Raw genomic sequence first — 21,056 nt, 5'->3', positions numbered from 1 at the left:
TATCTTGGCTATAGATTCAATGTTTTTCGTTTACATAAATCATCATTCTCCGACACAAAAATACTTTATTCTGGCTGATGCCTTGGCAGCAGCGATGCGCTATAATCGTAGCAGTGATAAGAACTCACTTAATATACTTAGAGTCAGGGCTGGTGATCGTTTTTATGAAATTGGCAACAAAATTAACTTGGATGATGCTGATTGTACTGCTTCTGGTCGGATCATCCATTGGCTTCTTCGGTTATAATGCTGCTTACAAGCAAATCGATGAAGCCGCAGGAATTGAACTGGTAGGCTGTGCCAATATAACTACCGGCCTTATTGATCCCGCCGATATAGCTGCTCTGGCTGCAGGCGATACGAGCAAGTTAAGCGCCATTGAAGAACGCATAGGCTGGATTAATGAACATAAACCTATTTTTAAAGAAGCGTTCATCCTCTCGCTAGACGGCAAAGTGCTAGCCGCTGACGCCCGGTTCAAAGAACGAGGTTATAAAGCAGGAGACCCCTTCTATTTCTCCGATGAAGATAAAGAAATGATTACCACCATGAAGCATTCCGCATACTCCAAAGTATATACATATCAAGGAACCTCGCTTAAAACCGGCTACGGCCCCATTTATCAGGACCATGACCCTACCAAACCAATCATTGCTTTGATGGCTATTAACTTTGACGGCCCGCTGATTCAGACACGGACAATGGAAATTATTACTCAGCCCTTCATTATCGGGAGCTCGATTCTGATTGTGGCCATAATTGCCGCATATCTGATGATTCGCCGTATGGTGAACCCGCTCACCAAACTGTCCGCTTCCGTAAATACCGTAGCCAAAGGTGATCTTAGCCGGGAACCCCTACTCTTCAAGAGCAGAGATGAGATCGGGAAGCTGTCGAGCGATTTCAATGACATGACCCTGAATCTGCGCAATCTGATTACACAGGTTAATGATACCTCGATGCTGGTCGCCTCCTCCTCCCAGGAGCTCTCCGCCAGTGCGCAGGAGACCAACCGCGCCGGGGAACACAGCGTCAATGTTACCCTCGAATTGGCAGACGGTGCACATACGCAATTGCAGAACCTCGAAGGCAGCTACAAAGCCGTACAGGAAATGTCGCATTTCATTACCGAAATCGCCGACAATGCGGATAGCGCGATGAACAATGCCGCCATTAACGCCCAGAAAGCCCGGACAGGCCGGGAGTCTATGGATTTGACTACATCCCAGATGGGGATTGTGAGCGGAAGCATCTCCGATCTTTCCGGCATTATTCAAACGCTTGGCAGCCATTCCAAGGAGATCGAGAATATTGTCGGTACGATTGCCAGTATTGCCGAAGAAACGAATCTGTTATCCCTGAATGCAGCTATTGAAGCGGCGCGTGCCGGGGAAGAGGGCCGGGGATTCGCTGTTGTGGCAGGCTCTGTCCGCAAGCTGGCTGAACGTTCGGCGAGGTCTGCCGGCCAGATCGGTGAACTGGTCAGTCTGATTGTGAATCAGATGGACAAAGCCGGAGATACCATGAAACGTTCCACGGAAGAGATGCATCAAGGCAAAGAGATGATCATCGCTGCCGGACATTCCTTCTCAGAGATCGAGACCTCCGTCTCCGATATGTCTTCGCAGAGCCAGCAAATCTCGGCAACCGTCCGTGAGCTGGCGCTGATCTCCGATGGCCTTGTAACTGCAATTCAGAAGATTGTAGCCGTCTCTAACCAGACAGCTGAAGGTGCAGAGACCTTATCGGCCTCTTCCCAGGAACAGCTTGCCGCCATGGAGGAAGTAGAATCTTCCGCAGCCTTCCTCTCCTCCCTCGCCGAGAAGCTGCAGGTATTGGTCGAGAACTTTAAAATAGCCTCATAAAGCGGGGCCTGGCTTCGAGGATTACGCAGGTACTATCCGGTGACCCACGGCATATAAATTCTCCTCTTTCAAAAAAAGGCTGTCCCGAACGTGGAATGATCCACGGCCGGGACAGCCTTTTATTTCGAATGAATCTGCATGCATTATGCCGTATTCTCTATGAACCATTGGCCCAGTTCATTGACCGGCATCGGCCGGCCGTAGTAGAAGCCCTGCATCACTCTGCAGCCCAGGGATTGCAGCAGTTCAATCTGCTCTGTAGTCTCTACGCCTTCGGCAACAACCTCCATATTGAGATTGCTGGCTATGGCAATGATATTACTGATAATAGCTTTCTTGGAGTGCATCTTGCTCTTACGGATGAATACCTGATCAATCTTCAGTGTATTGACCGGAATCTCATCCAGATTACCCAGCGAAGAGAAGCCTGTCCCGAAATCATCCAGCGAGACTCTTACTCCGAGATTCCGCAGCTTGGAGAGCTGGGCAACCGTTTCTTCCATGTTGTTCATCGCAATGGACTCTGTAATCTCAAGCTCCAGGAAATGCGGCTCCAGGCCAGCACGCGACAGCGCTTCTTCCACCACATCGTACAGACTGCCGTTCTCAAACATCCGGGCCGACATGTTGATCGAAACTGCTACATTCGCCACCTTCGCCTTATGCCAGAGCATATTCTGTCCGCATACATCATGCAGCATCCAGTAGGTAATCGGCACAATCAGACCTGTCTCCTCGGCAATCGGAATGAATTCAGCCGGAGAGATGATTCCGTGCTCCGGATGTCTCCAGCGCAGCAGCGCTTCAAGACCTACGGTAACATTCATGAGTGAATCCCACTTGGGCTGATAGACAACCATGAACTCCGAGCGGGCCAGCGCCTTGCGCAGATCCTTCTCCAGCGACATCCGCCGTACCTGATGACGGTTCATTTCCAGATCAAACACACTGAACTTGTTCTTGCCCGAGTCCTTGGAGGTATATAGGGCTGTATCTGCAGCCTTCATTAGCGCCGAACGGTCCGTTCCATGGGCGGGAGTCATGCTGATCCCTACGCTGGCCGTTACATACAGTTCATTGCCTTCGATGCTATAAGACTTCTTAAGCTCCTGCAGAATATGCTGCGCTTCTTCCTCCGCTGCTCCAATCGTACAATCGGGCAGGGCAATCAGGAATTCATCGCCGCCCAGCCGGAAGACCTTGCCCTTCCCGCCTACACAACGGGTCAGCCGTTCGGATACTTCCCGCAGCAGCAGGTCGCCGATATCATGTCCGAGCGTATCATTAATGGATTTGAAGCGGTCCAGGTCGACGAAGAACACGGCTCCCGAGATACCTCCGAAGAAATCATCCTTGAAATAACGCTCCAGTCCATGCCGGTTCGGCAGTTCAGTAAGCGGATCGTGGTAAGCCATACGCTCCAGCACATGCCTGTCCAGAAAAACAGCTCCCCCGGAGAGTGCCAGCATAAACAGGGTAACCAGCGAAATGCCGGTCAGCAGAATGACATCCGCCTCCATGAGTACAGGCTTCGTGCCCAGCCAGTTGTCATACTGCAGATGGCTTGTTGTCAGACTGGTATAATGCATTCCGGTAACCGCAAGGGCGATGAACAGCGCTGAATACAGCTTCCAGCGGCTAAAGCCTCGATAATCCTTGAATTTGCGAAACATAAATACTCCGATGTAGGAGGCCAGCAGAGCAATCAGAACGGACAAGGCCTGGTCCTTAATTTCGTAATGAACCTTTGCCTCCATCTCCATGGAGGACATTCCGATATAATGCATGAGTGAGATGCCGCCGCCCAGTATGACACCCCCAATAAGAAACCGCCACATTCTCTGGCGGGAAGCCGTCGCTATCTGGAGTGCCGCATAACAGGACAACATACTGACGAGCAGGGACAGAACGGCTGTACCCGGATGGTAGCTGACCTTGAAAGGGAGATGGCTGGCCATAATGCCTACAAAATGCATGGCCCAAATTCCGCTTCCCAGCACGCAGGCACCAGAGAGCAGCCAGAGACGCCTGACCCGGCCAGTGGAATGGGAAACCTGCGAAATCAGATTAAGCGCAGAGTATGCCGCTGTTGCAGCAAGCGCAAAAGATAGTAAAACAATCCAAATATTATAGTGGATTCCCATTTGATCCATAGTTGACCTCTTCACCGGTTTTATTATCATCGTCATTTGCAGTGTTAATCTCAAGTTAAAAATCAATATACGAATAGTAGATGAATGGAAGAGTGCATAGAGATTATAGGCGATCCCTGAAATATAACTTTAGCTGTATTTTACCTTGTATTTGGCAGACTGTCTAAGTAAATACTGGAACTTAGACCCTTTTTTTAGTGTCGGCAAAAAATGTCCATATTTGGCGTCAGCCCCCCGCGCGGAGGGTTGGAAGCCGGCTGCTGCCCGAATCCTCCGGCAGGAAGGCCCGGTGCCATATCCAGGTATTTGCAGCTGCCAGAATTACCAGATAGATGTATATTCCCGCGGGAATTAAGGTGAACACATAATGTATCCCGGCCAGTCCCGCCAGAACAAACAGCTGCACAAAAGCACTGCCGGTGAATTCCTTCCGCCGCGCTGCCTCATACTTCTCCGAGAACGGCAGCGCCCTGGGGAACAGAAGAAAGCACAGCACCGAATACAGCAGCAACGCAAGCAATACGGCGGCCATATCAGCAATAATCCTGGACCCGAACAAGCCGATGAATACGGCGGCCTCCAGAGTAAACAAAGGCACCAGCAGCTTAAGCACCACTGCCTTCAGCATCCCGCGGTATACCATAGCCGTTCCCGGCAAGGGGATTACTTTATAGATCCATGCGCCTTTGTAGCTGGTGGAGTAGCGGAGCATCTGTACCGCCGTCATCATCAGGAGAGCACTGTAATAGATAAACAGAAACGATCTGGAGCCTCTGATGGCTGCCAGGTCCCCGCTCCACACCTGATTGAAGATAAAGATAAAGGGCAGCACGAGGGACAAGCCTACAGTTGGATATACCCTAAGCTTGAATTCGCGCTCATGCTTCATCATCGACCAGGTGAAACGGAAGAACATCGCCTCTACCTTGTTGCGGCATGTTATCTCTGACAGCCTGCGGGATATCCGCCCGGTGCCCTGTCCTGAAGCGCCTTGTTCAGCCAGCTTCTGGAGACTGCGTTCAAACAGCGGCATCAGCCGGATATAGGCTGCAAACAACACGACAGGAGCTGCGAGAGCGAGTACGGCCAGGATAGTTAGATGCCTGCCTTCCGCTCCCCCAACCAGCAGCTCAAACGGAGCCCCGAACCAGACGGGAGGCAGCGCGAAGTGCCACCAGGCAGGAGTGAAATTCAGGCCGAACTCTGTGATATTGAACAGGCGCGATACGAGCTGAGCACCGACAGTTACGCCAACTGACAGAATAATCTGCACATAATTGATGATGTCCTTAAGCTTTTCACCGTCAAAAAACCTTAAAATCAGCAGATAGACCAGCGCAGTAAACACCAGAATGAAGCCGTCCATCAGGATGATCTCCGCAGCATACAGGAAGAAGAACAGCGCTCCGTGCCGGAATAACGAGAACAGAAGCGAGGGGCCGGTGAAGGTCAGGGTCAACGTGAGCAGATAGATCAGAATATGTATGCTTTTGGCCATGTTTAGCGTCCGGCGGTCCACCGGCTTGGAGAAGAGAATGTTTTTGTCCCGCAAATCCAGCATGACTGTCGAGAAATCCGATATCAGCGTCGTTGTGATCATGAACATCACTATGCTGAACATCAGGCTCATGGTCAGAATATAATTGTCTGCAGGTGCAACCAGCGCGATCAGCATCAGCCCGAGCAGCAGATACAGCCACTGTACCCGGAACGGAGAGCCTTCCATATTCAGCTTGGGTTCCTGCGTTCCCGAGAATATCGTTGGTGTCCGCCGGCCGTCCATCGTGAGCTTAACCTGAAGAATGCGGCGCAGTACGGCATAATCGGCTCCGAGCGCCTTAAATATCCATTGCATCCGGTCCAGCAGCTTCAATACAAAGAAATCACGCATGCGGCGCACCCTCTCCAATCACAGCAACGAACTCACTGGCGATATCCCTGTACTTGTCAAATCCGGTCAGCTGATTGAAAATCTCCTCAAGCGAGCCCTCCCGGCTCTGCTCCCGCAGCTGTGCGAAGGTTCCGTCCGCAACGATATCGCCCCCGTCCAGCAGAATAATCCGGCTGCTGATCTTCTCCACCACGTCCATAATATGCGAGGAATAAAAGATTGTTTTGCCCCTGGCCGCAAGTGTTGCAAAAATCTCCTTCACCACCATTACACTGTTGGCATCCAGACCGCTGAGCGGCTCGTCCAGGAACAGAATATCCGGGTCATGCAGCATGCTGGCAATCAGCAGCACCTTCTGCTTCATCCCTTTGGAGTAGGAGGCAATCCGCATATCGTAGGCCTTATTCAGGTTCAGCAGTCCCATCAGCTTCTCCGCCTTGAGCTCAGCATCCGCCTTCTTCATGCCATACAGCTCTCCGATAAACGTAAGATATTCCCGGGCTGACAGGCTGTCATACAGCTCTGCCACCTCCGGCACATAGCCGATTCTTCTTTTGTAGGCCGTGTCCCCGTCTGAGATATCTCTGCCAAAAATACGCACCGACCCGCTATAGCCCTCCACGAGCCCCAGCATGATCTTGACCGTGGTACTTTTGCCGGCGCCATTGGGTCCGATGTATCCGATAATCTGTCCCCGGTATACCTCCAGGTCAATTCCCCGCAGCACCATTCTGTCACTGTAATTCATCCATAGTCCTTCAATTGAAATGACCGGTTCTTCTGTATTACCCACTACCCTCTCTCCCTTCTGCATGCACATCCATCATCTTCATATTACGTTTTAGCTGTTATCCCTATTTTAGCAAATTTTAACACCAGTTACCTATGAGTTATCGCAACAAGTGCAGTGTAGGGGTAAACGTCAAATAACCCCACAAAGTGGGGCTTAAGCTTCGATGATGATACAGATACTTTGCAGAGAAAACATATCAATTCTTATATTTTCTCTAAGAGCAGCCCTCTGGCCGCCCTTAGAGAAAATGTTATCCTATCATTTACCGGGCAAGCAGGTTGTAGATCACCTGTGCCGCCTCGGCCCGTGTGGAGAATTCCAAAGGATGAATTCTGCCGTTGTCACCTTCTACTACACCGCGCTGCACCAGAGCCTGCAGAGCTTCTTGTGCGTAGCCGGCAACCTGCGGCGCATCGCTGTAGGTGGAGAGCGCCAGATCTGTCGTGGAGTCCGGCAGCTGACCCAGAACATTCAGCGCACGGTACAGCAGGGTGAACAGCTCCTGCCGTGTAATCTGGTTATCCGGCTTGAACTGGTTATCCCCGGAGCCCGTAGCAATTCCCAGACTCTTGGCAGCAGCCAGATAGCCGGAATAATAGGCTGTTCCTGCATCTGTAAAGTTTGCTCCGTTGCTGTCCGGTGCTATTCCGTAGGCCTTGAGCAGCAGGACAATGAATTGTCCTCTGGTTACTAAGGCGTTCGGACTGTAGCTGCTATTGTCCGTGCCGGAAGTGATGCCTCTGGCTGCCAGGAAGCTTACAGCATTGTTGTACCAGGCAGTATCAGCAATGTCAGCAAATGCAACCTTATTGTAGGCAATGATATATTGCGAGAAATGAGTGGTCACAAATTCGACTGCTGCGGTAGCTGCCTTGTACTTGCCCTGAACAACATCCAGGCCGCCTTCCTTGTTGATGTTATATACGATAATAGAATGTGCCTGTTCACCCGCCAGCGGTGTATAAGGAAGACTGATGTGCACCTTCCCGCCGCCGAAGACAGACACCTCGCTATCTCCTGCCCGTACAGTCAGATCATATACCGGTCTGTCTCCAAGTACTGATTTGCCTTCCTCAGTTAAAGACACCTTGGCAATTCTAATGAGTATTGCCCCGCTATCCGCAGCAGCACTGATGCCGGCTACAGCAGTAGAATCGAACGTAATCTGCCCGACGTTCAGAATATTAATCTTAAGACTGGCATTCGTGGCAGAGGCTGCTTCATTAAATGCACTTCGTGGAATGCTGAGCTCCGCTGTCTTGGTATTGGCATCTGCGGCAACGCTGATTTCCAGGACAGCCTTCTTGCCTGCGGCTTCTGCAGCCTTGGCACTGTTCACAAGGCCTGCAGCGGCTTCGGCAGAAATAGAAGCTGTTGTTACGCCTGTAGCTGTATCCGTTGTAGCAGTGGCGGCCGCCACTACAGTTACGGTATCCCCGGATGTCGTAGCAGATGGGGATGGGGCCGGACTGGCGCTAGCTACCGGCACAACCGGAGCTGCGCCGCCATTGCCCCCTCCTCCACTATTCGAACCGGTTGCCGGTGCATATGCCGGTACGACAACACTGGTATCCGGGCTTGCCTTGTAGCCGAGCTTAGCCGCTGCTCTGACATTATAGGTTCCGGCGGACAAGCCCGTAATTTCCTTGTCCGGGGCCGGTGTGTACGCAGAGGCCGTGGACAACTTATATTCAAGCGCTGTGGTGGTGCCCGTAATGGCTCCGTTCTTATTCTCGGATGAGGTTGGGGCAACACCTTTAAGGCCGGTTGGGGCTGCCTGTTCCTGAATATTGCCCGGAACCACCACTTTTGCTACCGGACTGGCTGTGTAGCCTTCTTTTGCCGGATATCTCAGATCGTACACTCCCGGGATTAAGTCCGTGGTTTCTCCCTCTCCCGCATAGACATAGGCAGTAACCGTGGACAGCTTGATCTGTAATTGACCGGTAGTGCCTGTGATCTTCCCGTCCTTGTTCTCCCAGGTTGTCGGCTTCACTCCCGTAAGTCCGGCAGGTGCCGCCTGTCTCTCCGTGAAGGCAGGAATTGTAATATTCGCCTCAGGGCTTGCCGGAATCTCTTCCTGGGCAATATATCTTACCTGATAGCTACCAGGTGTAAGATGGACAGGAGGTACATCCTTGGCATACGTATATTCCGTTACCGTTGTCAGCTTGTACTCCAGCAATTGCAGTTCCTCAGTACTCAGCGCCCCTCTTGCACCGCTGATCTGCCCATCCGTATTCGCTGCGGAGGTCGGCGGGAGTCCCTTCAACCCTGCCGGGGCTGCCTGCTCTCCGGGCAGCGGTACAACAACCTCTACTGCTTCTCCCGCAGCATAAGGTATAACAGTGGTTCCTGCAGGTTTAATGATAGGTCCCTGCGAACCCGTAGTCGCTTTATACCGTACCAGGTAAGTCCCCGGAACCAGGCCAGAAATGGTATCACCTGCGGCCGGCTGATATTCATAGACCGAATCCTGTACAGTCTTGTACTTGTATTCCAGCTGGTCATTGGCTCCTCTGATGGTGCCGTCTGCACTTCCATACAGCCCTGCAGGCACAGCCTCTAATCTGGAATACAGCGTGTTTAAAGCCTGGATTGCATTAGTATATCTGGCACCATCGGAATATCCGCTGCTTACATACTCCGGCTGGATATTCGTCCAGGAGTACATCAGCTCCACATGCCCAAGAATAGGGGCGCTTTCTCCGGCAGCATCCTTGTTATCTTTGTTGTAAGTAAAGAGATACGGCACCTGAAGTCTGTCGCCGGTGACCGTTTCGTTCAGATCATTCACATAGCTGATCACAGAGGGCTTAGCTGCCTGATTGTTCTCTGTCTTGATATTGGTAAGGTAGGTATTAACCAGATCAACATACAGATTGGCATACGGATGATTGCTCGTTCTGATCTGCAGCTCATTGTTATTATGAGGGTTGGCCCGCCCGCTTGTTCCGGTGTTATTGCCGGACTCCGCTACCGTCAGACCCGCATCAAGCTTCGTATCAAAGAAATAGATCTTGCTTATGTTATGGGCTATCGCCTGTTCATTAATATATTTGATGATGGCCTGGGTATTCGGGCACCATGAGCCCCCGAACAGCAGTGCATAGTTCCCGTCACTGGCCAAAATCTGCTGCAGCTGATGATAGGTTACATGCTCCAGCACAAGGTCCTTATCCTCCGGAGTAAAAATAATATTCCCGTTGTTCTCTCCGGCATAGTTGCGGTTGAACGCTGTTTTAATATACTCGGACTCATTAATCACACTATAGGCGGAGGCTGCTTCAAACACCTGACGCACAGAGGCCTTATAATCATTAACCTTGGCTGAGTCAAGCTGGCCGTCTGTCAGGAATTGCTCCCAGGACTTTCCGTCCTTCAGGTAAGAAACAACAGGCGCGCTGTTGCCCTGCGCATCCTTATGATCCTTGTTGTACAAGAACAGGAATGGGGAATCAATCTTGTTGGCAGTAACCGTCTCGCCGGCCGCATTCACATAACTGACATTGTGCTGCGGGTCTGCCTTGTCATACAGCGAAAGATTCTTCAAATACTTATTGACCAGATCCACATATTTATAGGCATACGGATTATTGCTGTCTGCAATATCAAGAGTGGCCCCGTCCAGCATGGTATCAAAATTATAGATCACCGGCACATTAATGCCTGTTTCCTTGGCAACCTCATTGATAAATCCGATGTCCGCCTGTGTGTTCCCGCTCCAAGTACCGCCAACCAGTACGGCATAGGTACCCTCACTCTCAAACAGATTGGCGATATCTTCATATGTAGCCGTCTTATATACATGGTTACGGTCATTCAGCTTTGGATAATTCTCATAAAAATAATTATATGTGCTGACTGCTCCAGCGCCGCCCGCTGGCAGGATTGGCTCTGCAGCCGCCTTGCCGGGGATACCCGGCAAGACAAGGAGAGCAGACGCCAGCAGCGGTGCGAGGATTTTATTAAGTTTTTGCTGTGTTTTCATTAGTTGCACCTCAACTTTATCTTTTTTCTGTACTTTGCAATACCAGCCTGCCCGTCAGTTAGTAAGACGCGAAAATCTTAAGGGCAAACTTCCTCTACAGCAGCCGGGGCAGGGGCAGGAGCAGGATTGCTCACAGCAGGCGCCGGGGCTGAGGTATCAGCAGCTTGAGATGCGGAATTGCCGGAGGCTTGCGATGAGGATGTGCTGGCAGCCGGGGCTGAGGCCGGGGCGCTTGCACTCGCTTTGACCACCTCGGTTGTAGAGAACGTCACCTTCTTCGGAGCGGGCTGTTCGGTGGCCTGTGCCGGCGCTGGAGCGGCCGGAGCCGGGGCGGCCGTTTTAACTGGTGCGGCAGATGGTTGCACAGTCTCAGTCTTCGGCGCGGATGCCGTCTGCGGAGCGGCAGTTGCCTGCGGAGCGGCTGTGGCTTTGGGAGCCGCAGCCGTTTGGGCTTGGGCAGCTACAGCAGCGGCTGCCGTCTTGGCTGTAGCCTGCGGCTGTGTCTCTTTAGCCGCAGGAACAGCAGTCGCCTTGGCCTTGACTTCGGCTTCGGCAACCTCTGCCGTCCCGGCGGATGCTGCCGAAGCCGTCTTGCCGGCCTCGGGTGCGGAATTCACTGAAGCCGGTGCGGCAGAGGCTGCTGCCGTGGCTGCAACAACCGGCGCGGCTGCCGTCTCAGCCGTGGCTGTTGTTGCAGCAGCTGCCGCTTCAGGCTTAACAGTCTCTGCTGCAGGGGCTGCAGCAGTATCAGCTGGCGCCGGGGTTTCCACAACATTTGTGATTGTGCCTGCAGCAGCTGCCGCTTCCACAACTAGGGGTTTTGCGGCTGCTTCAGCCTTGTTATCCTGCTTGGCGGATACTGCCGCATATGTCAGTACTGAGAACACTACGGCTGCAGTAATTACGGATATAGTAAGCTTTTTCATAGAGGTAACCCTTCCTTTCACTTCGCCCTAGGCAGTTTTTGGGGAACTCAATTACTCATCACAAAAAGACTCAACAAGACACACTGTTTGCGTGCTCATTGAATCTCTGGCGGTCCAGTCGATTCTTCTTACGAATTGCTCTCCTTACAGCAGCGGTATCCCATCCCCCCCTATAGAATCAAAAAAGAGACTCAACAAAACGCATGGTTATGCGCTTCTGTTGAATCTCTGGCAGTCCAGTCGATTCCTGAATGACTTGCGGATAAGTTCCATATTATTCATACTGACATCCCTTGTCAATTAAAATTTATTTATCCTATTTGTTTTATCGGATTAAATAAAATTAACATATTTATACATTGACAATCATAAAATTTGTCTATACATTTGATCTCATTATTCACATCAAAAAACTAGGCTTAGGGGGTCTATAACGGGAATGAACAACATCGACAACAATCTATTATCAGCCATTGAGACAAACTGGTATGGCTTCGTGGTTTCTATTTTTGTGTTTGGCATCCTGTATTTCCTGGCACGCAAACGGGTCGGCTTCGGCACCCGGGTCCTGGTCGGGCTCGGAATCGGGCTGCTGGCCGGAATCTTTTTTCAATATTTCGAATTCGAAACCAATGCCATTACTACCTTCGGCAGTATTTATGTCAGTCTGATCCGCATGCTCGTTGTGCCGCTCGTATTCATTCTGGTGCTCAATAGCATATCCTCACTAACAAATCTTGAATACCTGCGCAAGATCGGAATCAAGACCTTCGCCTGGTTCCTCGGAACAACCGGGATTGCTTCGGTCATCGGATTATCCGTAGCCCTGCTGTTCAATCCCGGAAAGGGCATCCAGCAGGCTGTGCCGGAGGGCTTCACCGCCCGTGAAATCCCCACATTCTCACAGGTTATTCTTGATCTCGTCCCATCCAATCCCGTTAATGAAGCAGCTACCGGCAAGGTTGTGCCACTGCTTATTTTCGCCATCTTCCTGGCGGTGGCCATTATCAAAATCGGCTCCAAAAAACCGGAGGCCGTTAAGCCTGTACGCGATCTTATCGAATCCCTGACCCTGGTGCTGCACCAGGTAGTCAAATTTGTAATCCGGTTAACGCCTTACGGCGTGTTCGCGCTGATTGCCGGAATTACGGCACGATATGGCTGGGAGACCCTTCAGGAGCTGGGCAGTGTCATTGTAACCTCTTATGTCGCATTGATTCTGCACTTTGTGCTGGTCTTTGGCGGACTCGTGCTGCTCGTGGTCAAAGTAAATCCTATCCGCTTCTTCCGCAAGGTCTACCCGACGCTAACCGTTGCATTCACCACCAGAAGCAGCTATGCTACACTTCCGGTGAATCTTGAGGTTATTACGAAACGTCTGCATGTCTCACCGCGGATTGCCAGCTTCGTTGCTCCGCTCGGCGCCTCTGTCAACTTCAATGGATGCGGGGGCGTATGGCCTGCTATTGTGGCTGTGTTTACGGCTCAGGTCTATGGAATTCAGCTTACCGGAACCGACTATGTCACACTGGTGCTGGTCAGTATCATCTCCTCCATCGGGGTAGCAGGAGTACCCGGACCGGCTGTAATCTCAACAACCGTCGTATTAACGGCACTCGGCCTGCCGCTGGAGGGGATAGCCATTGTTGCAGGAGTAGAAGCGCTTATCGATATGGGACGTACCGCTGTCAATGCTACCGGAACTGCCGTTACTGCCCTGCTGGTCGCCAACTCTGAAGGTGAATTCGACCGCGAAGCCTTCAACCGGGGCGATAACGAGGATGAAATTCTTCTTAACACAATATAAGTACTCAAGCAGATATAGGATAGCGTCAGATTTAAACTAGTGAAAAAATACTTGGTGTGCAGTGACCCGATTACGATATATGCGGTAATATGCGGTATGCTTAATTGTACTTTGTACAACTAAATCGTCTGATTTACAACCGATTATCGGTTTAGTTGTACTTCGTACAATTAAACTGCCGTGTGAACCTTTATTCTCACCATTCGGGCAGATTTAGTTGTACAGACTACAGTTATTAGATGCACGCCTGCCTTTTCGCTGTTTTTAATTGCACATTATACAACTATCACTGAGTCTCCACTTGGAACTGAATACATACATGGCTGCCTTGTTGAATGAATTCACTTCCTTAGTGCTGATATTGCACTAGAGCATAAAGACATACAGAAACGGATACCGCCCATGGGACGGTATCCGTTTCTCTTTGAAAGAATATTTTATTCATGAAGGGAGCTTATTATCTCCTGTGACGGCTACACCAGGCTGATTCTTTCCCGTTTCCGGGCAGATTCCAGGCAGCTCTCAATCAGCTTCATATTATGCACCGGGTCCTCTTCGGCGATCCAGGGCTTGCCGCTGAAGACCGCAGTGGCGAAATGATCCGCCTGCTGCACGTAAGGATTGGCTCCGAAGGCTTCCACCTGCCGGGGCTCTCCGCTGCTGCTATACACGAAGAACTGTGCATCGTCGAACCTGGCGTTGAACGGCATCGGGATTTCGATCCGGCCTTCTGTGCCAAGCACCTCCAGCAGCTGGCGGTTATACGCCCACATGCCGCAATCGAAGATCAGGCTCCGCCCGCCGGGGAACTCCACCAGACCGGAGGCCATCATGTCTACGTTATCATGCTCCGGTGAGAAGAGCGCCTGCACAGTTACGGCTTCCGGCTCTGCACCGAACAGCAGCCGCGCCGCTGTGAGCGGGTAGCAGCCGACATCATAGAGCGATCCGCCTCCCCAGGCAGACTTGAAGCGGATATTGGAAGTATCCTTCGCATCGTTATAGGTAAACGTGCCGCGGATGGAGCGCAGCTCCCCGATCTCGCCGCCCGCTATGATCTCCTGAAGCTCAGTGATCCGCGGATGATGGCGGTACATATAAGCCTCCGCCAAGTGAACTCCCGCCTTCCGGCAAGCCTCCACCATCCCGGCTGCCTCGCGGCTGTCCAGGGCAATCGGCTTCTCGCACAGGACATGTTTGCCTGCCTCTGCCGCGCGGATCACCCATTCATAGTGCAGATGATTCGGAAGCGGAATATAGACCGCATCGACATCCGGATCGGCCAGCAGTTCTTCATAGCTGCCATAAGCCTTCTCAATACCGAACTCTGCCGCAGCAGCGCTGCTCTTCTCAAGCCCCCGGCTGGCAATCGCCGTAATCACTCCGGTCTCTGACTCCTGGATGGCCGGCATTACCGATCCTGTGGCGATCTGCGCGCAGCCCATAATTCCCCAACGAAGCTTCTGTGTCATAGTTATACACCTTCCTTATATAAGTTCTTCCGCGTATACCCTATAAACACAATATCATAGAATCGGGTATATCTCTAAGCAGGCCATATGGAGACCCATATAACAGCTATACCCAGCACTATGATTCTTGCCGCGCTCATGAGCATGAAATTCTTGACGGACAGAATGAAGGTCGTACCTTTATGCTGCTCCTGCTGGAACCTCGCGATATTGCGGCGCAGTGGAATCAGTGTCAGCAGGAGGAGAAGCACCAATACCGGATGAATGCCAAGCAGGACCAGCACGATCAGATCCACAAAAGAAACATAGTAGAGCAGCTTGAACAGCAGCAGCGCATTTTTGCGTCCGATATACACAGGCAGCGTATACCTGCGGTTATCCATATCATCCTCAATATCGCAGATGTTGTTAGCCAGCATGATGCCGGCAATCCCGAGGATGGCCGGTACTGAGAACCAGAACAAATACAGCACCTCAATGAAATTAATGTGCAGACTGATCCAGTTACCCTGAAGCAGGAGGGTCACCACCGCCTGATCTGAGTGAATGTAGGCCGAGATGAAGATAATGACGAAACCCATGAACAGGCCGGAGAACAGCTCCCCCAGCGGCATCCGCGAGATCGGAATCGGCCCGAAGGAATACAGGATGCCGATCAGGAAGGACAATCCGCCGAGCAGAAATACAATCAGTCCCGTCTGGGAGACCAGAGCGATCCCGCCGCCCGCCGCAAGTACAAGAAGAATGACGATCGTCGCCACCACCGTGCTTTCCTTCAGCTTGTAATGGACGACGGGATTATGGGTTTCATACCCGTAGCCGTGGGTTTTTGCCGCTTTTTTGTAATCATAATAGTTATTGATCGCCGTTGTTGCCATATCGAAGCTGAGGAGCGATACAAACATCAGCGCGAAGCGCAGGATATAGAAGTCCTCGAACCGGTATAACGCATAGAGTGTCCCCAGCAGCAGCGGCAGCATACTGGCTACCTTCGTTGGCAGCTCGACAAACTTGAAGAAGGTTTTTATATTCACGGCCATTCATCCTTATCTGTTAGATGCGCACTGTTACTTTGCAGAGGTTGTAACCGTCACCGGTGACCATTCTGCGATTACCGTCTGCCCGTGTGCGGATACGCTGCCCTCCGGCGTCAGATCCTTCTCGGTCATAATGCCCAAAGCGATAGTGAAGCTGTTGAATTTAACAGGCACATTCTGCTCGCGGCGCACCTCTTGACCGTTCACATAGAATACAGCCTCGTTTTTGCCCCGGTGGTAAGTGATTTTGTAAGTATTGAATTCACGCGCCTTGAAGCCGGTATCCTCTGTGAAAATGCAGAAGTATTTGGTTCCCCCGGTCTCGGGTACTGTTACACCCGGAAACGGCAGAATTCCATACACACTGGCATATTTATCGTTACCCGCGAAGAAATCGAGCGCGGCACCTGTTGTGAAATCAAGCAAATTCAGCGAAACATACCCGTCATACAGATCACCCGGCGCTGTCCCCTGCGTACGGGCACGGATCTGCAGCTCGAAGCTGATCTCCCCCTCTTCAGGCACTTCTACCGGCTGGGCCGAATAATACATATGCTTGGCATTATCAAGAATCTGCACATGGTCGTTCTGGCGGCTCAGCTGAGCCCGCACATACAGATATCCATTACGTACAATCACTACAGCTTCCGGTTCACGGTAAGCCCAGAACGAGCCGTCAGGCAGCGTGAAGCCTCCGGTTCTCCAGACCTTACCCTCAGTCAGAATGGTATGGAAATCTCCGATTACGGTTTGTTTGACCTCAGCCGGTTGCACTTCTTCACTAATTGGTTTGTTCTTGTCCATGGGTTCTCCCGCTTTCTGTAATGTAATAAATTCCGGTTTCAGACCAGTCCCTGAATGAGCAGTGCCACCGCCATGATCATCCCGCAGCGCACAGAGGCCCGCTGTGAGGCGCCCATGAGCGGCAGATAAGCGGCGGATGCATTCTGCGGCTGCAGGTTGCGGTAGACATGCACCGGTGCAATGGCCGTCAGCAAGGCGAGCAGCGCATACACCGGCAGTACATCAAGCAGTACACAAACAATAAGGGATGCATATGAGATATAGAGCAGTACATGAGAGAAAATCAATGCTCTGCGTTCGCCCCATACTACAACAAGCGTACGCTTGCCGGCCTGCTGGTCAGCTCTCCAGTGCAGGAAGTGATGGTTGAACAGCAGCAGCGTTGTCAGAAGCCCGATCGGCAGAGACAGCAGGACAGGCTTCAGGCTGAATTCCCCGGTCTGAACGAAATAGGCGCCCAGAACAGGCATTAATCCGAACGCAAGGAAGATCGCAAGCTCACTGTAGCCCTTGCCGCGGTAGCCGAAGCGCAGCGGCGGGGCGACATAGAAATAAGCGATCAGCGCACCGCCGGCGACAAACCATAGTATCTCCCAGCCGCTGTACAGGCTAAGCAGTAAGCCGCAGGCGACCGCAACGGCCAGCAGGCCCCAGGTCAGAAGCGCAAACAGCGACTCGCGCATCATTCCTCCGGACAGGAAACCGGAATTCGTAGAGATGGCCTCAGGTGTATTATGCGCCTCCGTGTCGGTTCCGTTGCGGAAGTCCCATAAATCATTCACCATATTGGAGAATAGGTGCGCCGCAGCTGCTCCGACAAAGGTTATAACAAACAAAAACGGATGGAATACTCCCTGCCATACATATGCCCCGACCGTTCCCAGGACAACCGGTATGAGCATAACGGGAATAACTCCAAACCGTGAGGCTTTCTTAAAAATCGTCCATTTTTCCATCATGCCAAGGATTATCTCCTTCAATTATTATTTGATAATAATTATCATTAAATTATTATACATCAAATTTCGACACTTTGGGGAGATTTACGCTGCAAAATATTCCCTAATCGTGGTACACTATTATAGATGGTACTTATTTCCTATTAAGTCTAAAATATTAAAGGGGAACACCATGAAACTCCGCAAAAAAATATTTATCTTCATTGGCTTTGTAGCTGTGCTCGGAATAGGCGCTACCTACCTGCTTCTTCACATGATTCTGCTTAACCGTTTCGAGAAGCTGGACGAGGCGCAGCTGCAGCGCAACTTGACCAAAGCTGTGGCTTCCTATAATGAAGAACTGCAGGACATGAAGACCGGACTTCTTAATTACTCCGTGTGGGATGAAACCTACAGGTTCATGGAATCCGTAAGAAATACCGGCCCGGCCTTATCCGGCGGTACTGCCCCCACCCCCAGCAGCTTTGACCAGACCACCTATGAAATCAACCGTTTCGATATGATCGCCCTGCTGGATTTGAACGGCAGTCCAATATATGGCGGCTCCTACGATCTGGCATTAGGAAATGTTACCCCCCTGACACAGGAACAGCTCACTCTTTTCAAGCTGATCCACAGCCGTCTGCCTGCTTTCACCGGAACCGAAGAGAGCAGGAGCGGCGTTGTTATTCTGGATAAGGGGCCTATGCTGATCACACTCACGCCCATTGCCGGCAGCAGCAGTGACAAGCCGGTGATTGGCACGGCCGTTGCCGGAAGAATGCTACACCCGGAAGAGATTTCGCATATCTGGAAGGACACCCTCTCCACTATTCACGTGTCCCGCGCCACCTCTGCGCTGCTTGCGGAGAGCGGAGGCCAGCCGACCTGGACCCATCCGGTCTCGGACGGTATGATGTCGATTCATACGGCGGTGAATGATTTGTTCGGTGATCCGGGCCTGATCATCTCCCTGAAGGAGCCCCGGCAGCTCTACAATAGCGGACTGAAGTCCATAAGCACCTTCCGCATGCTCTATTTCATCTCCATGCTGCTGCTGCTTGCCGCAAGCATGCTCTTCGTCAACCGGTTTATTCTGGACCGGATGTCATCACTGGTAAGAAATATCCGAGCTATTGGCAGCAGCAAGGATCTGTCTATCCGGATTCCCAGCACCGGGCGGGATGAATTCGGCGAAGTGGAGGTTGAATTCAACCGGATGATCGATTCACTGGAACAGGTGCAGGACGAGCTGCGGCAGCAATCCCTGCTGGACCCGTTGACCCAGCTGCCTAACCGCTCACTCTTTTTTGCCAAGCTGAATGAAGCCATCGCCGCGGCCAAAGGACTCAACCGGCAGATTGCCCTGGTATTTATTGATCTGGATCATTTCAAGACGGTGAACGACACTCTGGGCCATGATTTCGGGGATGCCATCTTGAAGGAGACGGCCTTCCGGATCTCACAGGTTGTCGGCAAACACGATGTGGTCTCCCGGCTTGGCGGGGATGAATTCACCATTCTGCTCTCCGATGTCCCCGATGCCGGGAGCATTCATACGCAGCTGTCGCGGATTCAGGAGGCCCTCTCCATGCCGCACCATATTAAAGGGCATCTTCTATATAATACGGCCAGTATCGGCATCAGTATTTATCCGCAGAACGGTGAAGATGCTGATTATCTGGTCAAACAGGCTGATCTGGCCATGTTCCATGTCAAGGAGACAGGCCGCAATAACATCTTTCTGTATTCAGAGGATCTTGAGGCAGGCATCCGGCGCAAGAAGGTCCTGGCCCAGCAGCTGCTCTCTGCCGCAGTGGCGAACGAGTTCGAGGTGCATTATCAGCCTATCCTTGGTGCAGGCACTTTACAGGTATCGAAGGTGGAGGCGCTGCTGCGCTGGACCAGTCCGAGCTACGGAAGTATCTCACCGGCCGAGTTCATCCCGCTCGCCGAGAGCAGCGGCTCGATTGTCGGCATTGGCGGCTGGGTACTGCGGCAGGTCTGCTCCGATATGCGTGAATTCCGCAGCCGGGGGCTGGAGGTTACCGCTGCGGTTAATATCTCTGCCCTGCAGCTGATGCAGCCCGGCCTCCTCGAACTGCTGCTCGATCTGCTTCATGAATATGAACTGCCTGCTTCGAGTCTGGAGCTGGAGATCACAGAGAGTGTTCTGGTCTCCGGGGACAGCATCTTCCGGTCACTGCAGCAGCTTAGAGCCCACGGCTTCCGGATCTCGCTTGATGATTTCGGCACAGGCTTCTCTTCCTTAAGCTATCTGCGCCGTTTCCCTGTCGATGTCATTAAGATTGACCGTTCCTTCGTTTCCGAGATGTCTCCGGCCCCGCCGGGTGATGTGCTCGTCAAGGCGATTATTGAGCTAAGCCATAACCTTGGGCTGCGGGTCGTCTCCGAGGGCATAGAGCATCAGGAGCAGTTCGACATGCTGCGCGCGCTGGGCAGTGACGAGCTGCAGGGATACTATATCAGCAGGCCTCTTCAGGTCACGGCACTTTATTCTTTTTTAGCGCAGAAAAATTACTTTCCGGAGTCAAAATAAGCAGTAATTTTATAGGCAAGCTACCGGGTATATGATATGATAGGCAAGCTGATAACAGCACCCGCTCCGGGTGCTGTTATCCTATGCGAACAATTATGAAAATTGGAGGCTTTAATTGTTATGTCAGCGCAACCGCAAACAACTCAATCCGTCAAAATTGTCACCGCCGACCCCAGCGCCATCGGCTTGTTCGGATTGGCTATCGTCACCTTGGTCGCTTCTTCACAAAAGCTCGAAATTACAACAGGTCTAAGCTACGCTATTCCATGGGCTATCTTCCTCGGAGCCTTCGCCCAGCTGTTCGCATCCATTCAGGATGCCAAGCACAACAACACCTTTGGCATGACCGCTTTTGGTGCCTATGCATTCTTCTGGTTCGGCATGGGCGCAAGCTGGCTGATCAAGCTCGGGGTATTCGGTACGGTGCTGGCAGAAGGCGTTGATCCCAAGCAGCTCGGATTTGTTTTTGTAGGATATCTCGTGTTCACCCTGTTCATGACGCTCGGCGCCGTTGAAGCAAACCGCGTCCTGCTGGTCATCTTCATTCTCATCGACTTCCTGTTCCTCGGCCTCTCTATGGATGCCTTCGGAGTCGCTGCGGAATTCTTCCACAAGCTGGCTGCCGTTGCGGAAATGGCTATCGGAATTGTATCGCTCTACGGCTGCGGCGCATCTGTGCTCAATGCTCATTTCGGACGTACTTTCCTGCCGATCGGCGCACCGCTGGGCATCTTCAAGAAATAATTACAGGTTCAGGCTCAAGCTACTTGGGCTCCAATCTTAAGAGCAACGGATAAATACTTGCTGCCTTCGGGGCAG

General features: G+C 51.8%; 13 protein-coding genes. 4 read left to right on the top strand and 9 right to left on the bottom strand.

What is annotated here, in order from left to right; genetic code table 11:
- Positions 1–164 precede the first annotated feature (164 nt).
- Complete coding sequence (locus NSU14_RS34295; RefSeq protein WP_076247631.1) at positions 165–1,865, top strand: methyl-accepting chemotaxis protein; 1,701 nt, start codon at positions 165–167, stop codon at positions 1,863–1,865.
- Between the two features lie 143 nt (positions 1,866–2,008).
- Here the strand turns inward: NSU14_RS34295 and NSU14_RS34290 are convergent, their stop codons facing one another.
- From NSU14_RS34290 to NSU14_RS34270, 5 genes are all read right to left on the bottom strand, one after another.
- Positions 2,009–4,018, bottom strand: a complete 2,010-nt coding sequence (locus NSU14_RS34290; protein WP_076247632.1) for a bifunctional diguanylate cyclase/phosphodiesterase — start codon at positions 4,016–4,018, stop codon at positions 2,009–2,011.
- 226 nt (positions 4,019–4,244) lie between these two features.
- Complete coding sequence (locus NSU14_RS34285; protein ID WP_340948729.1) at positions 4,245–5,909, bottom strand: hypothetical protein; 1,665 nt, start codon at positions 5,907–5,909, stop codon at positions 4,245–4,247.
- Entirely contained in the window at positions 5,902–6,657 is a 756-nt protein-coding gene (locus tag NSU14_RS34280) for an ABC transporter ATP-binding protein (RefSeq protein WP_231575454.1), read from the bottom strand. Before NSU14_RS34280 ends, NSU14_RS34285 begins: the two co-directional genes overlap by 8 nt.
- Before the next feature lie 307 nt (positions 6,658–6,964).
- Complete coding sequence (locus NSU14_RS34275) at positions 6,965–10,693, bottom strand: S-layer homology domain-containing protein (protein WP_340948728.1); 3,729 nt, start codon at positions 10,691–10,693, stop codon at positions 6,965–6,967.
- Between the two features lie 77 nt (positions 10,694–10,770).
- On the bottom strand, positions 10,771–11,619 hold the full coding sequence (locus tag NSU14_RS34270; protein ID WP_340948727.1) for a hypothetical protein: 849 nt from the start codon (positions 11,617–11,619) through the stop codon (positions 10,771–10,773).
- A 439-nt stretch (positions 11,620–12,058) separates the two neighbouring features.
- Between NSU14_RS34270 and NSU14_RS34265 the strand changes: the two genes are divergently transcribed.
- Complete coding sequence (locus NSU14_RS34265) at positions 12,059–13,426, top strand: dicarboxylate/amino acid:cation symporter (protein ID WP_171720733.1); 1,368 nt, start codon at positions 12,059–12,061, stop codon at positions 13,424–13,426.
- 473 nt (positions 13,427–13,899) lie between these two features.
- On the opposite strand, the gene NSU14_RS34260 is transcribed toward NSU14_RS34265, so the two are convergent.
- From NSU14_RS34260 to NSU14_RS34245, 4 genes are all read right to left on the bottom strand, one after another.
- Positions 13,900–14,898: a Gfo/Idh/MocA family protein gene (locus NSU14_RS34260; protein ID WP_340948725.1), complete on the bottom strand. Its 999-nt coding sequence runs from the start codon at positions 14,896–14,898 to the stop codon at positions 13,900–13,902.
- A gap of 74 nt (positions 14,899–14,972) precedes the next feature.
- Positions 14,973–15,932 (bottom strand): 1,4-dihydroxy-2-naphthoate polyprenyltransferase, encoded by a 960-nt coding sequence (locus tag NSU14_RS34255; protein WP_042140311.1) that lies wholly within the window; start codon positions 15,930–15,932, stop codon positions 14,973–14,975.
- A 33-nt stretch (positions 15,933–15,965) separates the two neighbouring features.
- Positions 15,966–16,739 carry a DUF6081 family protein gene (locus NSU14_RS34250; protein ID WP_076247642.1) on the bottom strand — a complete coding sequence of 258 codons (774 nt, stop codon included), beginning with the start codon at positions 16,737–16,739 and terminating at the stop codon, positions 15,966–15,968.
- 38 nt (positions 16,740–16,777) lie between these two features.
- The gene (locus NSU14_RS34245) at positions 16,778–17,698 is read right to left on the bottom strand and encodes a prenyltransferase (RefSeq protein WP_231575246.1); all 921 of its coding nucleotides are present in this window, start codon (positions 17,696–17,698) and stop codon (positions 16,778–16,780) included.
- A gap of 172 nt (positions 17,699–17,870) precedes the next feature.
- Here NSU14_RS34245 and NSU14_RS34240 point away from each other — a divergent pair, with 172 nt between their 5' ends.
- Both NSU14_RS34240 and NSU14_RS34235 read left to right on the top strand, forming a co-directional pair.
- Complete coding sequence (locus NSU14_RS34240) at positions 17,871–20,237, top strand: bifunctional diguanylate cyclase/phosphodiesterase (RefSeq protein ID WP_076247644.1); 2,367 nt, start codon at positions 17,871–17,873, stop codon at positions 20,235–20,237.
- A 120-nt stretch (positions 20,238–20,357) separates the two neighbouring features.
- A complete protein-coding gene (locus NSU14_RS34235; protein WP_042140313.1) occupies positions 20,358–20,981 on the top strand; it encodes an acetate uptake transporter in 624 nt (207 codons plus the stop codon).
- Positions 20,982–21,056: the final 75 nt, after the last annotated feature.

The sequence above is a fragment of the Paenibacillus sp. FSL R10-2771 genome (assembly GCF_038000205.1).
Taxonomy (GTDB): domain Bacteria; phylum Bacillota; class Bacilli; order Paenibacillales; family Paenibacillaceae; genus Paenibacillus_AQ; species Paenibacillus_AQ phytohabitans.
This window is presented reverse-complemented; position numbering and strand designations above follow the sequence as displayed.

Bases quoted from the DNA above. Each gene is read 5' to 3' on its own strand.
- NSU14_RS34295 (WP_076247631.1), top strand. From the start codon at position 165: ATGAAATTGGCAACAAAATTAACTTGGATGATGCTGATTGTACTGCTT.
- NSU14_RS34290 (WP_076247632.1), bottom strand. From the start codon at position 4,018: ATGGATCAAATGGGAATCCACTATAATATTTGGATTGTTTTACTATCT.
- NSU14_RS34285 (WP_340948729.1), bottom strand. From the start codon at position 5,909: ATGCGTGATTTCTTTGTATTGAAGCTGCTGGACCGGATGCAATGGATA.
- NSU14_RS34280 (WP_231575454.1), bottom strand. From the start codon at position 6,657: ATGAATTACAGTGACAGAATGGTGCTGCGGGGAATTGACCTGGAGGTA.
- NSU14_RS34275 (WP_340948728.1), bottom strand. From the start codon at position 10,693: ATGAAAACACAGCAAAAACTTAATAAAATCCTCGCACCGCTGCTGGCG.
- NSU14_RS34270 (WP_340948727.1), bottom strand. From the start codon at position 11,619: ATGAAAAAGCTTACTATATCCGTAATTACTGCAGCCGTAGTGTTCTCA.
- NSU14_RS34265 (WP_171720733.1), top strand. From the start codon at position 12,059: ATGAACAACATCGACAACAATCTATTATCAGCCATTGAGACAAACTGG.
- NSU14_RS34260 (WP_340948725.1), bottom strand. From the start codon at position 14,898: ATGACACAGAAGCTTCGTTGGGGAATTATGGGCTGCGCGCAGATCGCC.
- NSU14_RS34250 (WP_076247642.1), bottom strand. From the start codon at position 16,739: ATGGACAAGAACAAACCAATTAGTGAAGAAGTGCAACCGGCTGAGGTC.
- NSU14_RS34245 (WP_231575246.1), bottom strand. From the start codon at position 17,698: ATGATGGAAAAATGGACGATTTTTAAGAAAGCCTCACGGTTTGGAGTT.
- NSU14_RS34240 (WP_076247644.1), top strand. From the start codon at position 17,871: ATGAAACTCCGCAAAAAAATATTTATCTTCATTGGCTTTGTAGCTGTG.
- NSU14_RS34235 (WP_042140313.1), top strand. From the start codon at position 20,358: ATGTCAGCGCAACCGCAAACAACTCAATCCGTCAAAATTGTCACCGCC.